The 23,625-nt window shown below is 41.7% G+C and carries 22 protein-coding genes and 2 other annotated features; all 22 genes read right to left on the reverse strand.

Going from position 1 to position 23,625, the window contains the following annotated elements:
* Window positions 1-114 precede the first annotated feature (114 nt).
* The 22 genes from rpsG to radA all read right to left on the reverse strand — a co-directional run bounded on the left by rpsG (window position 115) and on the right by radA (window position 23,588).
* On the reverse strand, window positions 115-585 hold the full coding sequence (gene rpsG, locus DX933_RS03220) for a 30S ribosomal protein S7 (protein WP_123315045.1): 471 nt from the start codon (window positions 583-585) through the stop codon (window positions 115-117).
* Between the two features lie 45 nt (window positions 586-630).
* Window positions 631-1,047, reverse strand: coding sequence for a 30S ribosomal protein S12 (gene rpsL, locus DX933_RS03225; protein WP_123315046.1), 417 nt, complete (start codon window positions 1,045-1,047; stop codon window positions 631-633).
* Window positions 1,048-1,185: 138 nt separating this feature from the next.
* Window positions 1,186-1,440 (reverse strand): ribosomal L7Ae/L30e/S12e/Gadd45 family protein, encoded by a 255-nt coding sequence (locus DX933_RS03230; protein WP_123315047.1) that lies wholly within the window; start codon window positions 1,438-1,440, stop codon window positions 1,186-1,188.
* A gap of 227 nt (window positions 1,441-1,667) precedes the next feature.
* Window positions 1,668-5,273: a DNA-directed RNA polymerase subunit beta' gene (gene rpoC / locus DX933_RS03235; RefSeq protein WP_123315048.1), complete on the reverse strand. Its 3,606-nt coding sequence runs from the start codon at window positions 5,271-5,273 to the stop codon at window positions 1,668-1,670.
* A gap of 121 nt (window positions 5,274-5,394) precedes the next feature.
* A complete protein-coding gene (gene rpoB, locus DX933_RS03240; RefSeq protein WP_190279391.1) occupies window positions 5,395-8,943 on the reverse strand; it encodes a DNA-directed RNA polymerase subunit beta in 3,549 nt (1,182 codons plus the stop codon).
* A 688-nt stretch (window positions 8,944-9,631) separates the two neighbouring features.
* Entirely contained in the window at window positions 9,632-10,237 is a 606-nt protein-coding gene (locus DX933_RS03245) for a class I SAM-dependent methyltransferase (protein WP_123315050.1), read from the reverse strand.
* A 128-nt stretch (window positions 10,238-10,365) separates the two neighbouring features.
* Window positions 10,366-10,731 (reverse strand): 50S ribosomal protein L7/L12, encoded by a 366-nt coding sequence (gene rplL, locus DX933_RS03250; protein ID WP_123315051.1) that lies wholly within the window; start codon window positions 10,729-10,731, stop codon window positions 10,366-10,368.
* Between the two features lie 72 nt (window positions 10,732-10,803).
* Window positions 10,804-11,304, reverse strand: a complete 501-nt coding sequence (rplJ, locus tag DX933_RS03255) for a 50S ribosomal protein L10 (RefSeq protein ID WP_123315052.1) — start codon at window positions 11,302-11,304, stop codon at window positions 10,804-10,806.
* 49 nt (window positions 11,305-11,353) lie between these two features.
* Window positions 11,354-11,485, reverse strand: a sequence feature (ribosomal protein L10 leader region).
* A 48-nt stretch (window positions 11,486-11,533) separates the two neighbouring features.
* The gene (gene rplA / locus DX933_RS03260; protein ID WP_123315053.1) at window positions 11,534-12,232 is read right to left on the reverse strand and encodes a 50S ribosomal protein L1; all 699 of its coding nucleotides are present in this window, start codon (window positions 12,230-12,232) and stop codon (window positions 11,534-11,536) included.
* A gap of 236 nt (window positions 12,233-12,468) precedes the next feature.
* Window positions 12,469-12,894, reverse strand: coding sequence for a 50S ribosomal protein L11 (rplK, locus tag DX933_RS03265; protein WP_145962261.1), 426 nt, complete (start codon window positions 12,892-12,894; stop codon window positions 12,469-12,471).
* A 155-nt stretch (window positions 12,895-13,049) separates the two neighbouring features.
* Window positions 13,050-13,583, reverse strand: a complete 534-nt coding sequence (nusG, locus tag DX933_RS03270) for a transcription termination/antitermination protein NusG (RefSeq protein WP_123315055.1) — start codon at window positions 13,581-13,583, stop codon at window positions 13,050-13,052.
* Between the two features lie 181 nt (window positions 13,584-13,764).
* Entirely contained in the window at window positions 13,765-13,932 is a 168-nt protein-coding gene (gene secE, locus DX933_RS03275) for a preprotein translocase subunit SecE (protein WP_123315056.1), read from the reverse strand.
* Between the two features lie 51 nt (window positions 13,933-13,983).
* Window positions 13,984-14,133 (reverse strand): 50S ribosomal protein L33, encoded by a 150-nt coding sequence (rpmG, locus tag DX933_RS03280; protein ID WP_123315057.1) that lies wholly within the window; start codon window positions 14,131-14,133, stop codon window positions 13,984-13,986.
* Window positions 14,134-14,222: 89 nt separating this feature from the next.
* Window positions 14,223-14,873 carry an RNA polymerase sporulation sigma factor SigH gene (sigH, locus tag DX933_RS03285; protein WP_123315058.1) on the reverse strand — a complete coding sequence of 217 codons (651 nt, stop codon included), beginning with the start codon at window positions 14,871-14,873 and terminating at the stop codon, window positions 14,223-14,225.
* 226 nt (window positions 14,874-15,099) lie between these two features.
* Window positions 15,100-15,606, reverse strand: coding sequence for an NYN domain-containing protein (locus tag DX933_RS03290; protein ID WP_123315059.1), 507 nt, complete (start codon window positions 15,604-15,606; stop codon window positions 15,100-15,102).
* A gap of 2 nt (window positions 15,607-15,608) precedes the next feature.
* Window positions 15,609-16,352: a 23S rRNA (guanosine(2251)-2'-O)-methyltransferase RlmB gene (gene rlmB / locus DX933_RS03295; protein WP_123315060.1), complete on the reverse strand. Its 744-nt coding sequence runs from the start codon at window positions 16,350-16,352 to the stop codon at window positions 15,609-15,611.
* Window positions 16,353-16,407: 55 nt separating this feature from the next.
* The gene (locus DX933_RS03300) at window positions 16,408-16,797 is read right to left on the reverse strand and encodes a Mini-ribonuclease 3 (RefSeq protein WP_123315061.1); all 390 of its coding nucleotides are present in this window, start codon (window positions 16,795-16,797) and stop codon (window positions 16,408-16,410) included.
* Entirely contained in the window at window positions 16,797-18,197 is a 1,401-nt protein-coding gene (gene cysS / locus DX933_RS03305) for a cysteine--tRNA ligase (protein WP_123315062.1), read from the reverse strand. The genes DX933_RS03300 and cysS overlap by 1 nt, the downstream gene beginning before the upstream one ends.
* Window positions 18,194-18,844 carry a serine O-acetyltransferase gene (gene cysE, locus DX933_RS03310; protein ID WP_123315063.1) on the reverse strand — a complete coding sequence of 217 codons (651 nt, stop codon included), beginning with the start codon at window positions 18,842-18,844 and terminating at the stop codon, window positions 18,194-18,196. The genes cysS and cysE overlap by 4 nt, the downstream gene beginning before the upstream one ends.
* Window positions 18,845-18,986: 142 nt before the next feature.
* Window positions 18,987-19,204 (reverse strand) — a binding site (T-box leader).
* Between the two features lie 49 nt (window positions 19,205-19,253).
* Window positions 19,254-20,723 carry a glutamate--tRNA ligase gene (gene gltX / locus DX933_RS03315; RefSeq protein ID WP_123315064.1) on the reverse strand — a complete coding sequence of 490 codons (1,470 nt, stop codon included), beginning with the start codon at window positions 20,721-20,723 and terminating at the stop codon, window positions 19,254-19,256.
* Window positions 20,724-20,930: 207 nt separating this feature from the next.
* Complete coding sequence (locus DX933_RS03320; protein WP_123315065.1) at window positions 20,931-22,028, reverse strand: PIN/TRAM domain-containing protein; 1,098 nt, start codon at window positions 22,026-22,028, stop codon at window positions 20,931-20,933.
* A gap of 189 nt (window positions 22,029-22,217) precedes the next feature.
* The gene (gene radA / locus DX933_RS03325; RefSeq protein ID WP_123315066.1) at window positions 22,218-23,588 is read right to left on the reverse strand and encodes a DNA repair protein RadA; all 1,371 of its coding nucleotides are present in this window, start codon (window positions 23,586-23,588) and stop codon (window positions 22,218-22,220) included.
* Window positions 23,589-23,625: the final 37 nt, after the last annotated feature.

The following is a 23,625-nucleotide window of genomic DNA, read 5'->3' on the forward strand; positions in this document are numbered from 1 at the left end:
TCTTCTCCTTCCTAAACTTTAATAGTTATATATGTGATGTTGCAAAAGTCCGGAAAAACGATATCGGCAATTTGTCGAATCCGTTTATCCGTCTTTTGTATCCATATGAAAAGCTTACCAACGATAATGTGCGAAAGCTTTGTTAGCTTCAGCCATTTTATGCATTTCTTCGCGTCGTTTTACTGCAGCTCCAGTGTTATTGGAAGCATCAAGAATTTCATTTGCAAGACGTTCTTCCATTGTTTTTTCACCGCGTAGACGAGAATAATTTACAATATAGCGAAGACCCAATGCTTGACGTCGCTCAGGGCGAACCTCCATAGGTACTTGGTAGTTCGATCCACCGACACGGCGTGCACGTACTTCAAGTACAGGCATTACATTTTTCATTGCTTGTTCAAATACTTCCATTGCGTTTTGTCCGCTTCTTTCGCCGACAAGTTCAAAAGCTTTGTACAAGATTTTTTCTGCTTTTCCACGCTTACCATCAATCATGATTTGGTTGATCAAGCGTGTAACTAGTTTTGAATTATAAAGCGGATCCGGTAAGACATCGCGCTTAGGTACTGGTCCTTTACGTGGCATATGTCCTCCTCCTTTCCTTTATCTAATATCTAAGTTGCTGTATGATTATTTTTGTTTTGGCTTTTTGGTACCGTATTTAGAACGTCCTTGTCCTCGTCCTTCAACACCTGCAGTGTCTAGCGCACCACGTACAATATGGTAACGAACACCCGGTAAGTCTTTCACACGTCCACCGCGAAGCAATACAACACTGTGCTCCTGCAAGTTGTGACCAATTCCTGGGATATATGCAGTTACTTCCATGTTGTTGGACAAACGTACACGCGCATATTTACGAAGCGCTGAGTTCGGTTTCTTCGGTGTCAACGTACCAACACGAGTACATACACCACGCTTTTGAGGTGAGTTCACGTTAGTAAACTTTTTCTTAAAGCTGTTGTATCCTCTATTAAGTGCTGGTGAGTCAGATTTTTTAGGCTTGCTTACGCGACCTTTACGTACAAGCTGGTTAATTGTAGGCATTATAATTGTCCTCCCTTCCAATTTCTTTTTCAAGCATACATAAAGAACTGGAAACCACCTTTTATAAGTCCACACATCCAGGCGGTTCATCTTTAGGTAAAAAAACAAAGCTTCGGCATTTTTATAGAAAATACCTAGCTATTCTTTCTTTATTGCAACCGTGGATGCACCAACATCAATGCCACATGCGGCACCGAGTTTTTTCATAGAATCTACCCGATGATAAGGTACTTCCAGCAATTTTGCCAGTTCCTCAACTTTGTGTATAATGTACTGATCTGCATCAGCTGCAACATACACTTCACTCACTTCACCATTTTTCATAGCTTTGAGTGCTTGCTTCATTCCGATAATTATTCGTGATTTAACCTGTGTCACCTTATCATAAGACATTCCCATATCCTCCAAAGTAACAAGTAAATCAGAAGCACCTTGAATATATTATCATTCCCGCTTTTTAATGTCAACTGGAATCGATGATTTTTTTCATTCGCTTCAGATTTTTTTCGGCATAAGCTTCCGTCTGAAAATGGCAGCTTGATAAGCCCATTTTCAGACGAGAAAGTTATAACCGGAAGGGCTTTTGGCTCACCCTTCTTTTTACTTGTTTTTTAAACGATTCATTGAACCGTTTCTTCTTCCAGTTCTTCTGTTTCTTCTACCTCAGGGGCAGGTGCTTGAATCTTGCGGTAACGCTGCATACCAGTTCCTGCCGGTACAAGCTTACCGATAATGACGTTTTCCTTCAGACCAAGTAAGTCATCACGTTTACCTTTGATAGCTGCATCTGTAAGGACACGTGTTGTTTCCTGGAAGGAAGCTGCTGATAGGAATGAATCCGTCTCAAGTGACGCTTTAGTAATTCCGAGTAGGATTGGTTTACCAACCGCTGGCTGCAGCCCTTCGGAAAGTACTTTCTGGTTTGCATCGCGGAATTGGTGAATTTCCAGCAATGAACCTGGAAGTACATCTGTGTCACCAGAATCAATGACGCGAATCTTGCGCAGCATTTGGCGAACCATCACTTCAACGTGCTTGTCACCAATTTCAACACCTTGCAAACGATATACGCGTTGTACTTCGCGAAGCAGGTAGTCCTGAACGCCTTGAACGCCTTGGACGCGTAGTAATTCTTTTGGATCAACAGAACCCTCGGTCAGTTCTTGACCAGCAATAACTTCATCATCTACTGCGACCTTCAGGCGGGCATTATATGGTACTGCATAAGCTTTTTGTTCCACTTCACCCTGGACAACAATTTCTTGTTTATCCTTCACTTCTCTAACTTCAACTACTTTACCAGGCAATTCACTAATGACTGCTTGCCCTTTCGGATTACGTGCTTCAAATAGCTCTTGAATACGAGGCAAACCTTGTGTAATATCATCACCCGCTACCCCACCTGTGTGGAATGTACGCATGGTTAACTGTGTTCCTGGCTCACCAATAGACTGAGCGGCAATAATTCCAACCGCTTCGCCCACTTCTACTTCATCACCAGTAGCTAGGTTACGACCATAGCACTTCTTACATACGCCGTGCTTCGTATTACACGTAAACACCGTACGAATCGTTACACTTTCGATACCTGCATCAACAATTGTTTTTGCCTGATCTTCGGAAATAACCTGATCTGCTTCAATAATGATTGCTTCAGTCTCTGGATGTTTAACCGTTTCGAAAACGGTACGACCAACAAGACGATCCAGCAACGGCTCAATCATTTCAGTACCATCCATTAATGCGGAGACGGTTAGGCCACGATCTGTACCGCAATCCGTTTCTCTAACGATAACGTCCTGCGCCACATCTACAAGTCTTCTGGTCAAGTATCCTGAGTCTGCTGTTTTCAGCGCAGTATCCGCAAGTCCTTTACGTGCACCGTGTGTGGAGATAAAGTACTCCAATACCGTTAATCCTTCACGGAAGCTGGACTTGATTGGTAGTTCAATAATACGTCCAGCCGGATTGGCCATTAGCCCACGCATACCAGCAAGCTGGGTAAAGTTAGATGCGTTACCACGTGCTCCCGAATCACTCATCATGAAGATTGGGTTGCGGTTATCCAGTGATTCCATCAGCTTATCTTGGATATCGTCTTTTGCTGCTGACCAAATAGCAATCACTCGGTCATAGCGTTCTTCTTCGGTAATTAAACCGCGGCGGAATTGCTTCAGAACGTTATCCACTTTATGCTGTGCTTCTTCTAAAATTTGTTCCTTCTCAGCCAATACAACAATGTCGGAAATACCAACTGTCATACCAGCTTTTGTGGAGTATTTGAAACCTAGATCCTTCATACGGTCTAGCATTTTAGAGGTTTCACTGATTTTAAATCGTTTAAATACCTCTGCAATAATATCTCCAAGGAATCCTTTACGGAATGGTTTGCCAAGCTCTCGCTTTTCAATTTCTGCTTTAATATCTGTACCATGATCAACGAAATAAGTTTTAGGCGTATGACTTTCCAGATTCACACGAGTCGGTTCATTGATATACGGGAATGAATCCGGAAGTATTTCGTTGAAAACGAGTTTTCCAACAGTAGTTAGCAGCAGTTGTCCCTGCTCTTCCTCTGTAAATGTTTGATTATGCAAACCAGATGCTTGCACTGCTACACGTGTGTGTAAATGCACATAGCCATTTTGATAGGCAATCAATGCTTCATTAACATCCTTAAAGACGCTGCCTTCTCCAACCGCACCATCACGTTCCATCGTTAGGTAATAGTTACCTAGAACCATATCCTGTGAAGGTGTTACAACTGGTTTACCGTCTTTCGGGTTAAGAATATTTTGCGCTGCCAGCATTAAAATGCGTGCTTCTGCTTGTGCTTCTGCTGAAAGCGGCACGTGAACAGCCATTTGGTCACCGTCAAAGTCAGCGTTATATGCTGTACACACAAGTGGGTGCAGACGAATCGCACGTCCCTCTACCAACGTTGGTTCGAAAGCTTGAATACCCAAGCGGTGCAATGTCGGTGCCCGGTTTAATAGTACCGGATGCTCCTTAATCACTTCTTCCAGAACGTCCCACACTTCCGGGTGCAATCTTTCAATTTTACGTTTTGCAGACTTGATATTATGAGAAATACCTTTCTCAACCAGCTCTTTCATAATGAAAGGCTTGAACAATTCCAATGCCATTTCTTTCGGTAAACCGCACTGGTACATTTTTAAGTTCGGACCTACGACGATAACAGAACGTCCGGAGTAGTCAACACGCTTTCCAAGCAAGTTTTGACGGAAGCGACCTTGCTTACCTTTCAGCATATGGGATAGTGACTTTAATGGACGGTTACCCGGACCGGTTACTGGACGTCCGCGACGACCATTATCAATTAATGCATCAACTGCTTCTTGCAGCATCCGCTTTTCGTTTTGAACAATAATACTTGGTGCACCTAAATCAAGCAGACGCTTCAAACGGTTGTTACGGTTAATTACACGACGGTAAAGATCATTTAAATCTGAAGTTGCGAATCGTCCACCATCCAACTGAACCATTGGTCTGATTTCCGGTGGGATAACTGGAAGAACATCCAACACCATCCATGATGTATCATTTCCGGAATTACGGAATGCTTCCATGACTTCCAATCTTCTAATCGCGCGGGTTCTGCGCTGACCTTGTGCTGTTTTCAATTCCTCTTTCAGTGCTTCAACCTCTTTTTCGAGATCAATATCCTGCAAGAGCTTACGAATTGCTTCTGCACCCATTTGTGCTTTAAACGTATTTCCGTACTTGTCATAGTAAGCACGATATTCTTTTTCAGATAACAATTGTTTCTTTTCAAGCGGCGTACTTCCTGGCTCTGTCACAATATAAGCAGCGAAGTAGATTACTTCCTCCAATGCACGTGGTGACATATCCAAAACAAGACCCATTCTGGATGGAATTCCTTTGAAGTACCAAATATGGGAAACTGGAGCTGCCAGCTCAATATGTCCCATGCGTTCACGACGAACCTTCGCCTTTGTTACTTCAACACCGCATCGATCACAAACGACCCCTTTATAACGGACACGCTTGTATTTTCCACAATGACATTCCCAGTCCTTTTGTGGACCAAAAATACGTTCACAGAATAAACCATCTTTTTCAGGCTTCAGCGTACGATAGTTTATCGTTTCCGGTTTTTTTACTTCTCCATATGACCACGAGCGGATTTTTTCCGGTGAAGCTAAACCGATTTTCATAGACTCAAAATTATTTACATCTAACAAGGGTCTACCTCCCTTTTTAATGTGCGATTTTGCTGTTCATGCACCTAGCTGCTTCTTCAGCTGTGAGGGCTGAAAAAATATATTAAAGGGGTGAAGCCAGTGTTCACACCGGCCTTCCCCATTATTCACTTTCTTCAATCTCTAAATTGAGTTTGCTTGCGGCTTGTGTTTCCTCATTCTCCAAGTCGCGCATTTCAATCTCCGTTTCGTCACTGGAAAGGATTTTTACATCCATACCAAGACTTTGCAATTCCTTAATGAGTACCTTAAATGATTCTGGTACACCTGGTTCTGGTACATTATCACCTTTAACGATGGCTTCGTATGTCTTCACACGTCCAACAACGTCATCCGACTTCACGGTCAGGATTTCCTGAAGTGTATACGCCGCACCGTAGGCTTCTAGTGCCCAAACCTCCATCTCACCGAAACGCTGTCCACCAAACTGTGCTTTACCACCTAATGGCTGCTGTGTAACAAGTGAGTATGGACCAGTAGAACGTGCGTGGAGCTTGTCATCTACCATGTGCGCCAGTTTAATCATATACATAATTCCAACAGACACACGGTTATCAAACGGCTCTCCCGTTCTTCCGTCGTACAATACTGTTTTCGCATCTCTTGGCATGCCAGCTTCTTCTAACGTGTCCCATACGTCCTGCTCAGTCGCACCATCAAACACAGGTGATGCCACATGGAGGCCGAGTTGTCTTGCAGCCATACCAAGATGCAATTCAAATACCTGTCCGATATTCATACGTGACGGAACACCCAATGGGTTCAGCATGATATCAATTGGCGTACCATCTGGAAGGAATGGCATATCCTCTTCCGGAAGGATTTTTGAAATAACACCTTTGTTACCATGACGTCCCGCCATTTTGTCCCCTTCGGAAATTTTCCGTTTTTGGACAATATAAGCACGAACAAGCTGGTTCACACCTGGAGGTAGTTCATCTCCATCTTCTCGGTTAAAGATTTTAACATCCAGAACAATTCCACCCGCACCATGCGGTACTCGTAGGGATGTATCACGTACTTCACGTGCTTTCTCACCGAAAATCGCATGTAGTAAACGTTCTTCTGCCGACAGCTCTGTTACACCTTTTGGAGTTACTTTACCAACAAGAATATCGCCATCTTTCACTTCTGCACCGATACGAATAATTCCATGTTCATTCAGGTTTTTCAATGCTTCTTCCCCAACGTTTGGAATATCTCTCGTGATTTCTTCCGGTCCAAGCTTCGTATCCCGCGCTTCCGCCTCATACTCTTCAATATGGATAGATGTATACACATCATCCTTGACGAGACGCTCACTCATGATGATTGCATCCTCATAGTTAAAGCCTTCCCAAGTCATAAAGCCAATCAATACGTTACGCCCTAATGCCAACTCGCCATTTTCCATGGAAGGTCCATCAGCAAGGATTTCACCTTTTGTAACGCGATCACCTTTGCTAACAATTGGACGCTGGTTATAGCAAGTTCCTTGGTTGGAACGGACAAACTTTTGCATGCGATAGCGATCCAAGTCACCTTCTACTTCTTTACCATCTACTTCTGAAATACGTCGAACCAAGATTTCTTTTGCTTCGACGCGTTCCACGATTCCTTCGTTACGGCAAATAATCGCTGCACCGGAATCTTTACCAGATACATACTCCATTCCCGTACCAACTATTGGTGCTTCCGGGTTCATCAACGGTACTGCTTGACGCTGCATGTTTGCTCCCATAAGCGCACGGTTAGAGTCATCATTCTCCAAGAACGGAATACAAGCTGTAGCAGCAGAAACAACCTGTTTAGGAGATACATCCATGTAATCCAATTGCGCACGAGGTACAATGGTGTTCTCTCCACGGAAGCGTGCAATAACTTCATCATCAATAAAGCTTCCATCATCGCTTAATCTAGCATTTGCCTGAGCCACTACATAGTTATCTTCTTCGTCAGCAGTCAAGTAATCAATTTGTGTCGTTACTTTACCAGTATCTGGATCGACTCGACGATATGGTGTTTCAATAAATCCAAATTTATTTACTTTCGCAAAGCTCGACAAGGAGTTAATCAATCCAATGTTCGGGCCTTCCGGTGTTTCAATCGGACACATTCTTCCATAGTGGGAATAGTGTACGTCACGCACTTCCATCCCTGCACGTTCCCTTGTTAAACCACCAGGTCCAAGCGCTGATAGACGGCGCTTATGCGTTAATTCTGCTAATGGATTCGTCTGATCCATAAATTGTGAAAGCTGTGAGCTTCCAAAAAATTCTTTAATCGACGCAATCACTGGTCGAATGTTTATCAACTGTTGTGGGGTAATACTAGATGTATCCTGAATGGACATCCGTTCACGCACAACTCGTTCCATACGGGAAAGACCGATACGGAACTGGTTTTGCAAAAGCTCACCAACGGAACGAAGTCTTCTATTTCCTAAGTGATCGATGTCATCCGTGTTACCCACACGATGTAATAAATTAAAGAAATAACTAATGGATGACAAAATATCAGAAGGTGTTACGTTTTTAATGTTGGAATCTACCTCTGCATTTCCAGTTACGTGTAATACCCTTTCACCCTCTGGATCTGTAGGGTCCATAATCTTAATCGTTTGTAGCTTGATCGGTTCTTCCAGAATACCTTCATCCAGCTCCAAATAATTTTCGCCAAGCTTGTTTGTTTCTTTTTCTAAATAAGGGATAAGGCGATTAAGCACTTTACGTTCTAATTTATCCCCTTTTTGAGCCAAAACTTCACCTGTTTCCGGATCAACGACTGACTCGGCCAGAACTTGGTTAAACAAGCGGTTTTTGATGTTTAATTTTTTATTCATTTTATAGCGTCCAACATGTGCTAAGTCATAACGCTTCGGATCGAAAAAGCGGGAAATCAGGAGGCTTTTTGCGTTGTCAACGGTTGGTGGTTCACCTGGACGCAAACGCTCGTAAATTTCCAACAATGCTTTTTCAGTTGTTTCTGTATTGTCTTTTTCCAATGTATTTGTCAGGTATTCGTTTTCTCCAAGGAGATCAATAATTTCCTGATCTGAGCCAAAACCCAGAGCGCGCAATAGCACGGTAATTGGTAATTTACGTGTGCGGTCGATACGGACATAGACAACGTCCCTCGCATCCGTTTCAAACTCAAGCCATGCACCACGGTTAGGAATAACAGTAGCAGTTACACCTCTTTTACCATTTTTATCGATTTTCTCGTTATAATAAACACTTGGTGAACGAACAAGCTGTGATACGATAACACGCTCTGCACCATTGATGATAAAGGTTCCCGTATCTGTCATCAGCGGGAAATCACCCATGAATACTTCCTGCTCTTTTACTTCACCAGTCTCATTATTGATTAAACGAACTTTCACGCGAAGGGGAGCATTATAGGTTACGTCCCTTTCTTTCGACTCATCCACAGGGTACTTCGGTTCGCTGAGACTATAATCTACAAACTCTAACGATAGATTACCTGTGAAATCCTCAATTGGTGAAATGTCCTGAAACATCTCTTTCAAACCTTCTTCTAAAAACCATTGGTAAGAAGCGGTTTGAATTTCGATTAGATTTGGCAATTCCAATACTTCGCTGATGCGAGCATAACTTCTGCGTTGGCGGTGCCGTCCATACTGAACTAGTTGACCTGTCAACTGCTTCACCTCTCAAATCTCAAACATTTTTATTTGTGAAATCGGATGTTTCACATGGGGAATGTAATGCTATATCAGAAAAACGAAGGCAACGCAGACCCAGTTTGCCTACATATCCTTTGTTTTTCTTATCCACTAACTGTATATAGTCTTCCATGACTATATGGATCGTACAATCTAAGATAATTTCCTGTTGTCATACGAGGAACGAGCCAGCTGATTTTTCAATCTCTTCCGGTGAAATCTTGGGTTACTAGCCCTTCCCAGATGTTTCCTGAATAAATCATTTCAGCACTTGCCATCTTAAAGATAATAGGTTATCATTTTTAAAGAAAAGTTGGCAAAATACAACTCACTTCGACAAGACATGACAAAGCCGCCTGGTACACCTTTTACTTGCTTGTTTCCAGCGCGATGATGAATAGAAAAAAGGTTTTTAACAAACCTTCCTCGCTTATTTTTTCAAACTGCAAATGATGTGGTATCTGAGGTTTTTTCAGATGAAAATAAAAGCATCCCCTTTCAAATCCGTCCTACTTGATTAAAATGGAATACATACTCAGAAACAGCCATATTACCTCATTTTAACATTCTTACCGTTTGCAGATGAAATATACATTTCTCTCCTAAAACTTCCTCTTGACAAAAGAAATCCCATCTTAGCATTATATTATACTACCACAACCAAAAATACAGGTCAACTATATTTAACTGACCGCAATAGATAATAGCCCTTGTTTCGGGCAATGATGTCCACGTGACCAAACCGTTCTTTTAGCTTTTCTTTTGCCGAGGGTGCGCCTTGTTTTTTTTGAATGACAACCCATAGCGCTCCGCCTTCTAATAGCGCATGATAGCTTTCATCCAAAATTGCATGCACAATTTTTTTGCCGGCTCGAATGGGGGGATTGGTAACAATTGCTGCAAATTGTTTCTCCTTAATTCCAGAAAATAAATTGCTTTCTTGAAAGGCCACGTTATGCACTGCATTTTGTGCTGCGTTCTTTTCAGCCAGCTTCACGGCTCGTTCGTTTACATCAATCATCAATATCTGACGTTCCGGAAACTGATCCGCTAGCACAATTCCAATCGGTCCATAGCCACATCCAACGTCCAGGATTCCACCATCCACATCCGGGGCGGAGAACTGTTCGATGAGTAACTTAGACCCAAAATCAACTTCATGCTTGGAAAATACACCGACATCACTTGTAAATGTATATTCTTTCTGACGGAGTCGGTATTTCCATGTCTTGGGAGAACTTTCAGATTGGGGTTTATTTGAAAAGTAATGCTCTGTCATTTGGCACCTACTTTTTAACTAGTGATAAGAAGTTTATACAGTAATCTACGCGAAAACGGTATAAAATTGTGTAAATAAGAGCCCGTCGTTATAAATTCACGACGAGCTCATATTTTTTTAAAAGCTTATTATTTTACTTCTACTGTAGCTCCAGCTTCTTCCAACTTCGCTTTAACTTCTTCAGCTTCGTCTTTAGAAACGCCTTCTTTGATTGCTTTAGGAGCGTTATCTACCATGTCTTTAGCGTCTTTTAAGCCAAGACCAGTGATTTCACGAACTGCTTTAACAACTTTGATTTTAGATGCGCCAGCATTTTCAAGCACAACGTCAAATTCAGTTTTTTCTTCAGCAGCTTCACCGCCACCTGCTCCACCTGCTACTGCAACTGGTGCTGCAGCTGTTACTCCAAACTCTTCTTCAATTGCTTTAACAAGATCATTTAGGTCCAATACGGACATTTCTTTGATCGCTTCAATAATTTGTTCCTTCGTCATGATTGTTTCCTCCTAATTTTTAATTGTTTTTATCAACCGTCTACCGATCAAGTCGCAATGAGGCAATTTACCTTACGCGCCTTGTTCTTCTTTTTGTTCTGCGATTGCTTTTGCAGCATATGCAAAGTTACGAACTGGTGCTTGCAATACGCTAAGCAGCATAGAAAGCATACCTTCGTAGTTTGGAAGACCAGCAAGCTCTTTGATTTGCTCTAGTGTAGCAATCTTTCCTTCGATAACGCCGCCTTTGATTTCCAATGCTTCATTTTCTTTTGCGAAGTCATTTAGAATTCTAGCCGGTGCAACAGCATCATCTTTGCTGAATGCAATTGCTGTTGGACCAACAAGAGACTCAGATAGTTCACTAAGCTCAGCAGCTTCAGCAGCACGACGTGACATGGTGTTTTTGTATACCTTGAAGTCGATGCCTGCATCACGAAGTTGTTTACGTAGTTCTGTAACAGAAGCAACGTCTAATCCACGATAGTCAACTAGTACAGTTGTTTGGCTTTCGCGGAATTTCTCTGTAATTTCTTCTACAAGCTGTTGTTTCTTCTCGATTACACCTGACATGGTTCCACCTCCTGTAAGATTCATCATACCGTTCAACATGTTGGGTTTTTATGAGATAGAAAAAAGCCCCCATTAGACACACGGAGGCTTTTCACAAATAGCGTATATTTGTTTCAAAACACCTCGGCGGGATATTAAGCCTGCTGGCACCTGCTGTCTACGGTATAACGTATTCAATTCCATAACGTGACTTATTATAGCGGAATGTTCCCTGCTCGTCAAGTTATTTTTATCGACGTGCGAAGCTGGATGTGTCGACTTTAATACCAGGACCCATTGTTGAAGAAACAGAAACGTTCTTCATATAAGTTCCTTTTGAAGATTGTGGCTTCACGCGCACCAATGTATCTGTAATAGCTTCAAAGTTTTCAACAAGCTTAGCATCGTCGAATGAAACTTTACCAATTGGCACGTGGATGTTGGAAGACTTGTCTACGCGATATTCAACCTTACCGGCTTTAATATCTTTAACTGCCTTCTCCACTTCAAATGTAACCGTACCAGTTTTCGGGTTCGGCATAAGTCCTTTTGGTCCTAGCACACGACCAAGCTTACCAACCTCTCCCATCATGTCTGGAGTTGCAACGATTACGTCAAAATCAAACCAGCCTTGGTTGATTTTATTGATTAAATCCTGATCGCCAACATAGTCTGCTCCAGCAGCTTCTGCTTCTTTAAGCTTGTCACCTTTTGCAAACACAAGCACACGCTGTGTTTTACCAGTTCCGTGCGGTAATACCATTGCACCGCGGATTTGCTGGTCTGCTTTCTTAGGATCAACACCAAGGCGATATGCAACCTCAACTGTTTCATCAAATTTAGCTTTCGCTGTTTGCTTTAAAAGCGCAATTGCTTCTTTAATATCATACGTTTTTGTACGATCAACAAGCTTCAAAGCTTCTTCGTACTTTTTACCTTTTTTAACCAATTTATATCCTCCTCTATTGTGGTAATAACGGTAATACCTCCCACTTATAAAAGCACCATGCTTTCACACAAGCATTCGATGATGATTTTATTTATAGGGTATTCCTATTTATTCATCATATTCATGTCGTTAACTGCTAATTGGCAATACACTGGAATCCGTATACTAATAATACCAAAAGGTTGCGAAAGATAATGGAACCTTCCGCAACCCTGCATATTAAATTCATACTAGAATCAGTCTTCGATTGCAATACCCATGCTTCTTGCAGTACCTTCAACCATACGCATAGCCGCTTCCACGTCCGCTGCGTTCAAGTCTTGCATTTTTGTTTCAGCGATTTCTTTTACTTGATCACGCTTCACAGTAGCAACTTTGTTTTTGTTTGGTTCACCAGAAGCCTTGTCAATACCTGCTGCTTTCTTTAGAAGAACTGCAGCCGGTGGAGTTTTTGTAATAAAAGTAAATGAACGGTCTTCAAACACGGTAATTTCAACCGGAATAATTAAACCAGCCTGATCCTGTGTTTTCGCGTTAAACTCCTTACAAAATCCCATGATGTTGACACCCGCTTGACCTAGTGCCGGTCCTACCGGTGGTGCTGGGTTCGCTTTTCCAGCTGGAATTTGCAATTTTACCATTTTGATAACTTTTTTAGCCACGAGACACACCTCCTTAAGTCCGTGATGTGGTAATAGGGGTTATTTTTCCCCTCCCACTTTTATTGCCATTCCACTCTATTCGAGTGCATGAATAACAAAAGAATTTTAGCATGTATTAAAGTAAATTGCAAGCTACACAAACATATTTATTGAAATTATAGCTTCTCAATTTGTGAGAAATCAAGCTCTACTGGGGTATCACGGCCAAACATATTAACATGTACCTTCACCTTTTGCTTGTCTACATCAATATGTTCAATGGTTCCAGTAAAGTTCGAGAATGGTCCGTCAGTAACACGAACATTTTCCTTTAATTCAAAATCAATCTGTACGACCCGGTCTGCCATTCCCATACGTTTCAAGATGGCATCTACTTCTTCAGGCAGTAATGGTGTCGGCTTCGTTCCACCGCCGCTAGAACCAATAAATCCTGTTACACCTGGTGTATTACGGACAACGTACCAAGAATCATCTGTCATAATCATTTCTGCAAGCACATAGCCTGGGAAAAATTTCTTTTTCGATACTTTTTTCTTACCATCCTTGATTTCTGTTTCCTCATCTTCCGGAACCAACACCCGAAAAATTTTGTCCTCCATACGCATCGTTTCTACACGTTTTTCTAAATTTGTTTTTACTTTGTTTTCATACCCTGAATACGTATGAACAACATACCAATTTTTCTCCATTTAAACCGGACAATTAAGCTGCCCTTTCCCTCCCTTTCATTCATTATATGGTAAAGAATGGTGTTTTCTTTGATCATTTATTTTAATCAATATTAAAAAACCCGTGGTATCCGGGTTTTTTTGGCTCATTTCTATTATTTTCATTATAGCATAAGTACGCATAAATTATTCAATAAAAACCTTATAGTAGATTTAGAACAAGTGTAATCAACTGATCGACCACAGCGAAAAATATCGTAACAAACGCAACGGTTGCAACTACTGTAATGGTATATCCCGTTAATTCCTTACGTTTCGGCCAGCTAACCTTTTTCATTTCACGTGATACGTTTTTAAAAAACTTGAACATCCTTGTACCCCCCAAAGTCTACCCTACACTCTATCTTGAAAGCACGTTTTTTTATTTTGTTTCGCGATGTATGGTATGCTGTCCACATGTTTTACAATATTTACGAACCTCCATACGTTCCGGGTTTGCCGAAAGGTTTTTGGTTGTCGTATAGTTTCTACTTGAACAGACCGAACATGCTAAACTAACTTTTTTATTCATGTCAATCACACCATTATCGATTTTTTCCTCATTTTAATGTAGCACGGTTGCCATCTTATGTCAATATTCGATTTCATTTGCGAATATACTCAAATCGTCAGCTGCTTCGATTCTATGAGCTGCTCCAATTTGCGTTTCACGCGTTGTAAAGCGTTGTCAATTGACTTCACGTGGCGGTTAATTTTTTCAGAAATCTCCTGATAGCTACATCCTTCCAAGTAAAGCGCTAGTACTTTTTTCTCTAATTCGCTTAATAATTCCGATAATTTGGATTCCAAATCACCATACTTTTCACGATTGATAAGCATCTCTTGCGGATCAATCGCCCGTGATCCTGCAATTACATCCAATAACGTCCGATCAGACTCTTCATCGTAAATCGGCTTGTCCAATGAAATATAGGAATTCAACGGCATATGCTTTTGTCTAGTCGCGGTTTTAATGGCTGTAATAATTTGCCTCGTAATACAAAGCTCAGCAAAAGCTTTGAAGGAAGCAAGCTTTTCTCCATCAAAATCCCGAATAGCTTTGTATAGACCAATCATGCCTTCTTGAATAATATCCTCGCGATCAGCTCCAATCAAGAAATAGGTGCGTGCTTTGGCACGAACAAAATTCTTGTATTTATGAATCAGATAATCTAATGCCTGGCTGTCTCCCTGATGAATCCTGACGAGTATCTCGTCATCATCAAGCAGGCGTATGTCATTATTTTCTTTTACCAATTGCTTGACGTTCACCCAGAAAGCCCCCCTGACTATGTCTAGCGATATAGAGAACATTATACAACAGTCATAGATATTACTCAATAGGCTAAAAGTGCGTAGTGGCGCGTATTTCGATTTAATTTTTGAAAATTCTAACGCGGATTTCGCCATTATGAGGGTCAAATATAGTCGTATTTTACATTTTTACATATTTTTTTAATGTAGAGTGCTTGGCGGAAAAGCACTGCATTCATCCAGATTAGTGACCTCTCCGCCATTTCTCAAAAACCTCCAACACATCCTCATCTAAAATAATCGAACGTTGGGGTTTTATTTTTTTATGATTTTCAATACTTTCACTTATTTCCCGCTGCATATTATCCAGCTCAATTTGCAATTCTCGTGCAGAAATCCGTAAGGCACCTCGACCAAATATCGTCCGTTGCTCTGCATAATCCGATGTAGCGACATACACTTGATTACGGACATTTTTCAATCCCTTTACGAGGCGCTCAATGCATTCATCAGCTGTTTCCTTTTCCCGCGTAAAGATAATTTCTAAATTACTTCGTTTCAGCTTACTTTCAATCCCGCGGACATAATAAGCATCGAAAACAATAATCACACGATTTCCTGTATGAACTTGGTATTCGGACATTTTTTCAATCAGTTTATCGCGTGCTTGTCCCATTTCTATCTCTTTAAGCTGCTGTAAGTCATCCCATGCACCGATAATATTGTATCCATCGACTACAAGTACATTCATATCTACTCTCCCAATGGATGCCTTTTACGAAAAACTTCATATAAAAGTAAACTGCATGCAACGGAAGCATTGAGAGAGGATACTTGACCAGCCATCGGGAGACTTACCGTCCAATCACATTTTTCGCGAACGAGGCGACTTATTCCCTTTCCTTCATTGCCAACCACAATTGCAAGCGGCATCGTTCCGTCCAGGCTGCGGTAATCGATAGACCCTTCTGCCTCCGTTCCAGCCACCCATACATTCCTTGCCTTTAATTCTTCTATTGTAGCTGCAATATTGGTAACACGTACAACAGGGATGTGCTCCATTGCTCCTGCGGCAGTTTTGGCAACTGTTGCAGTTAAGCCAACGGAACGATGCTTCGGTATAATGACACCATGCGCACCAACTGCATCAGCGGTTCTTAGAATGGAACCTAAATTATGTGGATCCTCCAGTCCGTCCAAAATAATAAAAAAAGGATCCTCCTCCTTTGCTGCAGCGGCTGCAAACAAATCCTCCAGTGACGCATATTGATAAGCCGCCACATAAGCAATAATCCCTTGATGATTTTGCTTTGTAAGCTGATCCAATTTACTTTTTGGTACGCGCTGGGTTACTGCACCGGCCTTCTTTCCAAGCTGTTGCAACTGTCGAAGTGTATGTGGATTGAGCTGCTCCTGCAGCAATAATTTATTGATCGAACGTCCAGACTGAAGTGCCTCAATGACTGGGTTTTTTCCAATAATCATTTCTTGATCCATAGTTAACCTTCCTCCTTTCATCTTAAACGGCATTTTCCGCCATTCCCTGTGTTCCTTATTCGTTCTCCAATGCGGATACGGCTGCCGACATTAATTCCATCAATCTATCTTCATGCTTCATTAAATAGTGGTAGCCAATTAATGCTTCAAAAGCTGTACTATATCGATACGTTTGAATGCTCGTATTTTTTGGGACGGAACCGGATTTTGCATTCCGCCCCCGAGAAACAATCCGTTGTTCCTCCTCGGATAATAAATCTTCCTCCAGCCACATGCGAATGACCGCTGCTTGTCCTTTCGCGGAAACATAGGCAATGGCATGCTGGTGGAGATCATTCGGTTTCACTTGCCCGGTTTTTAGGAGATGCTCCCGAACAAACACTTCATATACAGCATCTCCCATATACGCTAGGGCCAGACTTTTCATCTGTTTGACATCCATCATTATCCTCTTTTCCAGCGGACACCTTGTGCTGTATCCTCGAGCACAATCCCTTGATCCTTCAACTGATCACGAATGGCATCTGCCCGTGCGAAATCACGATTCTTCCGTGCTTCATTCCGCTCCTCAATCAAGGCTTCTATCTCCTCATCCAATAAGGTTGCATCCTGATTGAACTCAATACCTAACACACCGGCAAGCAATCCGATTGTTTCTTGGAATGCTTCAATAACGGCAGTGGATGTTTGATCCTGCTGCATATAGGTATTAGCCTCTTTCGTTAAATCAAATAGCACAGATATGGCATTTGCGGTATTAAAATCATCATCCATTTCTGCTTCAAAACGTTGTTGATAATCTGATATCTTTTCCAGCCACTCGGATGTATCATTCTGTAAATCCAGGCTGGCCGCCTTACGATGCGCTAGGTTTTCATATGCTGTCCGTACACGGTCCAAACTGTTTTTCGCTGCCTCCAAAAGCTCCTCCGAGAAATTGATTGGATGGCGATAATGTACGCTAAGCATAAAAAATCGTAATACCTGGGGATCATGAGCCGCAATTAAATCACGTGTCAAAACAAAGTTTCCTAGTGATTTGGACATTTTTTCGTTATTAATATTTATATAACCATTATGCATCCAGTAGTTTGCAAAGGTCTTTCCATTATTAGCTTCCGATTGGGCGATCTCATTTTCATGATGGGGAAAGGCAAGGTCTTGACCACCAGCGTGAATATCGATTGTTTCACCTAAATACTTTTTTGCCATAGCTGAGCATTCAATATGCCAGCCCGGTCGCCCTTTGCCCCATGGTGAATCCCAGCTTATCTCGCCATCCTTCGCTCGCTTCCAAAGTGCAAAATCCAGTGGATCTGATTTCTTTTCTCCCACCTGAATTCTAGCTCCGGAACGCAGCTCATCAATGGACTGATGCGATAGCTTTCCATAGCCTTCAAATGCACGTGGTTTAAAATAAACATCTCCATCCGCTTCATATGCAAATCCTTTGGCAATGAGCGAATCAATAAATGTAATAATATCCTCCATTGTTTCGGTAACACGCGGATGATGGGTTGCTTTTTTGACACCAAGTGCCTGCACATCCTCTTGATAAGCCTGGATAAAACGGTTGGAAACTTCACCAATTTCTTCTCCCAGCTCCTTAGCAACACGAATAATTTTATCGTCCACATCCGTAAAGTTCAGAACATAATCGACATCATAACCTTTGTATTCAAAATAACGACGAACGGTATCAAAGACAATTGGCGGACGTGCGTTACCAATATGAATATAATTATAAACGGTTGGCCCGCACACATACATGCTTACCTTTCCCGTTTCAATTGGCTGGAAGGTTTCCTTTTGCCGCGTTAGCGTATTATACAATTTTATCGTCATGGTGATTCCTCCTTATACTGAGCAAGCTCTTGTTTTAAAGCATCAATTTCTGTTTGTAGCTGCTTACATCGCTCATCAATTGGGTCTGGCAGTCGATGGTGATCTAGTCGTTGCTGTACTTTTTCACCATTTTGAATAACGACTCTACCTGGTATGCCAACTACTGTTGAATGATCCGGAACATCCTTGAGGACAACAGATCCCGCTCCTACTTTTGAGTATTCCCCAATGGTAATGGATCCAAGTACCTTTGCACCAGTCGCAATCAATGCATGATCTTTAATTGTCGGATGCCGTTTCCCCTTTTCCTTCCCTGTACCGCCTAAGGTAACGCCTTGGAAAACAGTCACATCATTTCCAATCTCACAGGTTTCCCCAATAACAACGCCCATTCCATGATCAATGAAAAAGCGTCTGCCTATTTTAGCGCCGGGATGAATTTCAATACCTGTCAAAAATCGACTTATTTGCGAAATTGCCCGGGCAATGAAAAAAAGTCTCCATTTAAAAAACACATGTGCAACTCGATGCCACCAAATAGCATGTAATCCGGAATACGTTAAAAAGACTTCGATATACGTTCTCGCGGCAGGATCCTGTTCAAATACAACATCCATATCTTCCTTCATCCGTTTAAAAAACCCCATTACAGCCTCCCCCTTCTATGATACGTATTCAAACGGACAACCTTCGCTACATGAATGGTTGAAATAATCGCCATGAATCCAAAGACAATCCAGATGATTTTTGTAAAAAATAAACAAAGCGTCCCTGTGCAATAAATTATTACACAGAGACGCTTGGTTGGCGCGGTTCCACCCTGTTTGAGAGATGAATCTCTCCAGCTTCAGCTTATTAACGGTAGCGAAACCGCTGGCATGTACTTCTACTTCCATGTCAGACTCCAAGGGGCACTTCACAAATGATGCCTAGAATTGCTTACAGCCGATGGCAATTCTCTCTGTGTAGGCAGTGCACTTCCTACTTTCCCTTATCAACGTTCTATATGGTATTACTACTATATTATATTCTTCATGAATTGTGAACCAAAAGGTATTATGCGTTTAGTTTCTTTAATACTTCATCCAAACGCGCAATGATAACATCTTTACCAAGTAATTCAATCGCAAGCGGCAGCTCTGGACCATGTGCCTGGCCGGTAGTCGCTACACGAATTGGCATGAATAGCTTTTTCCCACGATGTCCTGTTTCCTTTTGGGTTGCTTTAATCTGCGCTTTAATAGAATCCTGATCAAAGCTATCCAAATGAATCAGCTTATCGGTTAATACCTGCAGTACTTCTGGAACCTGCTCCTCTTCCAAAATAGCCAGTGCCGCATCATCATACACAATCGATTGTTTAAAGAACAAATCTGTTAGTTCTACAATTTCCTGACCATAACGGAGCTGTTCGCGGTACAAGCCAATTACGCGCTCTGCCCAATTCCGTGTTTGTTCATCCATATCCTTTGGCAATTTACCTGCCTCCACTAAGTATGGCATTGCCAGGGAAATAATTTTGTCTAAATCTGTCGCTTTAATATATTCGTTGTTCATCCATTTAAGTTTTTGCGCATCAAAAATTGCTGCGGATGTAGACAAACGCTCCGGATCAAAGATGGAAATTAACGTTTCCTTATCAAAAATTTCCTCTTCGCCGACTGGTGACCATCCAAGCAAGGTAATAAAATTAAACAATGCTTCCGGTAGATAGCCAAGGTCATGATATTGCTCAATAAATTGCAAAATATGCTGATCGCGTTTGCTCAGTTTTTTCCGTTGCTCATTCAAAATCAATGTCATATGGCCAAATGTTGGAGGTTCCCAACCAAACGCTTGATATACCATCATCTGTCTCGGCGTATTGGAAATATGTTCTTCCCCGCGCAGCACATGGGTGATTTGCATATGATGATCATCTACTGCAACAGCAAAGTTATAGGTTGGAATACCATTCTGTTTGACAATAACCCAGTCCCCAAAATCACTGGAATCGAAGGTGATTTCGCCGCGAACAATATCATTAAAAGTAAATGTCGTGTCCTGTGGCACTCGCATACGAATGCTCGGTTTACGACCTTCTTTTTCAAATGCAGCGATTTCCTCTTCTGTTAAATTACTATGGGCACCTGCGTATTTAGGAACCTGTCCCTTTGCACGCTGCTCCTCACGCTCCTGCTCTAATTCTTCCGAAGTCATATAACATTTATAAGCAAGATTACGCTCCAATAGCTCGTCTACGTATTTTTGATATAAATCCAAGCGTTCCATTTGTCGGTACGGGCCATAGGAACCACCAACGTCAGCGCCTTCATCCCATTCGATTCCAAGCCATTTCAAAAACTTCAACTGACTTTCTTCACCGCCAGCAACATTTCGTTTGTCATCCGTGTCTTCAATACGAATAATAAATTTTCCGTTAAAATGCTTTGCATATAAATAGTTGAATAATGCCGTACGCGCGTTGCCAATATGCAAATGACCTGTTGGGCTTGGTGCGTAACGAACACGAACTTCATTTGTCATGATGGTTCCCCTCTCATTTCGAATCAAAAATTATAAATAGGCAGCATCCGAACTACCAGTTTTCCAAGTAGAACAAAAAGCGATAACCAATTTCGTTATCACTTTTCAATCCATCCTTGGAAATTATATCAATTACGACGGGATAAGGCAATCAGGCTGCATACATAGGCAGCCTGAAATCAATCTTTATTACGTATCCCGGTTATTTCATAAAGCTTTTTCGAGTAGCTTTGGTTTGGCAAAAATCATTCTGCCCGCAGATGTCTGCAGTACACTCGTAATGAGTACTTCGATGGTTTTGCCAATATAATTGCGTCCCTCTTCCACAACAATCATCGTACCATCATCTAAATAGGCAATCCCTTGATTCTGTTCTTTCCCATCTTTAATCACCTGAACCATCAGTTCTTCACCAGGAAGCACAACCGGCTTCACCGCATTTGCCAAGTCATTAATATTTAACACAGGGACACCCTGTAGATCACAAACCTTATTCAAGTTAAAGTCATTTGTGACCACAACACCATGGATGACTTTAGCAAGCTTAATCAGCTTACTATCGACCTCTGGAATATCCTCAAAATCACCCTCATAAATTTCCACATGAACAGGTAATTCCTTTTGGATTCTGTTTAGCACATCCAACCCTCGACGACCACGGTTTCGCTTTAATGCATCAGATGAGTCGGCTATATGCTGCAATTCACCTAGTACAAACTGCGGAATCACAATGGTTCCTTCCAAAAAGCTTGTCTGGCAAATATCTGCTATTCTGCCATCAATAATAACACTCGTGTCCAAAATTTTTGCCTTTGGTTGCCCTTGTTCCACGCCATCTGCTTCCGCTGTATGCGCACGTTTTTTATCTCGGTCTTTTTTATTCAGGAGATTAACAAATTCCTCACGTCTCCTAAAACCAACCTGAAAACCAAAATAACCTAGTAAAATGGTAATGAACAATGGTATGACCTGAGATACAAATTTGATATTGATATCTTGAATGGTAATATTGATTAAATATGCAATGACCAAACCAATAATCAGCCCAAGACTACCAAAAAACAAATCACCTACAGGCACCTTAATCAAAGCTTCCTCAATCCATTTTAAGAACCCCACGATATAATCTACTAGCCAGTACGAAATAAGAAAAAAGATAATAGCACCCAAAATGGAGCCAAAGTAAGGGGACAATACCCATTTCGCTTCTGTAAAATTAAAAAATGAAATCAGATCTGGTATATACAGGTATCCTACTGTCCCACCCGTTATGATGAAAAATAGATGAACAATCTTTTTTAGCACCAGCATCACCTCCTGTCTATTATTATTGCCAAAAGCATAAAAAAGATAACCGATTTTATAAAATACACAAATACTTACAATAAATAGTAGCATAGCGATTCTAAACATTCAAATTTTCAAAATATAAAATTTTATCATACAGCGCGTAGAATGTCAAATATGCTCGAACGTTGTAGACAAGAAATTCACCTATCTGGTTAAGCCTATCTCCAATGCCTCTTGCACCGTATCTACACCAATTACCGTAATTCCTTTTGGCACTGTCCAACCATCCATATTTTTTTGTGGACAAATAACACGCTTAAAGCCTAGCTTAGCCGCCTCCTGCACCCGTTGTTCGATGCGCGATACCCGGCGTACTTCTCCGGTTAAGCCAACCTCACCAATGAAGATATCTTCTGCGTTTGTTGCCTGATCACGGAAGCTCGAAGCAATACTTACTGCAACCGCCAAATCAATTGCTGGTTCATCCAGTTTAACGCCACCCGCTACTTTAATATATGCATCTTGATTTTGCAGCATTAACCCAACCCGTTTCTCCAAAACGGCCATCAGCAGCGGCACACGGTTATGGTCAATTCCTGTAGCCATTCTTCTTGGGTTGCCAAAGCTGGAAGGTGAAATAAGTGCTTGTATTTCAACTAAAACAGGTCTTGTTCCTTCCATGGATGCAACAATCGTAGAACCTGCTGCTCCCTCTGAACGTTCTTCCAGAAAGATTTCAGACGGATTCAGCACCTCACGCAAGCCTTCTTCTTTCATTTCAAAGATACCCATTTCATTGGTGCTGCCAAAACGATTTTTCACCCCGCGCAGGATCCGAAAAGCATGGTGCCGCTCCCCTTCAAAATATAAGACAACGTCAACCATATGCTCCAACATACGCGGTCCGGCAATCGCGCCTTCCTTCGTTACATGCCCCACAATAAAAATAGGGATATGGAGTGTTTTCGCCAGCCGCATTAATTCACTTGTACACTCGCGAACTTGTGCAACACTACCAGGAGCACTTGTAACCTCATCTCGATAAATCGTTTGAATGGAGTCAATGACGATAAACGAAGGCTTAATTGCCTCAATCTGATTCGAAATATCTAATAGATTGGTTTCGGAAAGAACATAGAGAGAATCTGCTGTTACACCAAGCCGATCTGCACGCAGCTTTGTCTGCCTTGTAGATTCCTCACCGGAAATATACAAAACGGATAAATCCTTATCTGCCAGCTGAGATGAGATTTGCAGTAACAGAGTCGATTTCCCAATCCCTGGATCGCCCCCAATTAATACAAGGGAGCCCGGAACAATACCTCCCCCAAGAACCCGATTAAATTCCTTCATACTCGTTGTAATACGGGGTTCCTTCTGAGATGCAATGGCTGTTATTTTTTCTGGTTTATTACTTTTTGTTCCTGTTACAAATGTATGTCTATTTTTTGAGCTGGAAGCATCCAGCTCTTCTACCATCGTATTCCACGTATGGCAGCCGGGACATTTCCCCATCCATCTCGGAGATTCATATCCACATTCCTGACAAACAAATTTTGATTTGCGCTTGGCCATTCTACCCTATCCTTTCACTATCTCTATTGTATACGAT

It is taken from the genome of Ornithinibacillus gellani, assembly GCF_003730295.1.
Taxonomy (GTDB): Bacteria; Bacillota; Bacilli; order Bacillales; family Amphibacillaceae; genus Ornithinibacillus_A; species Ornithinibacillus_A gellani.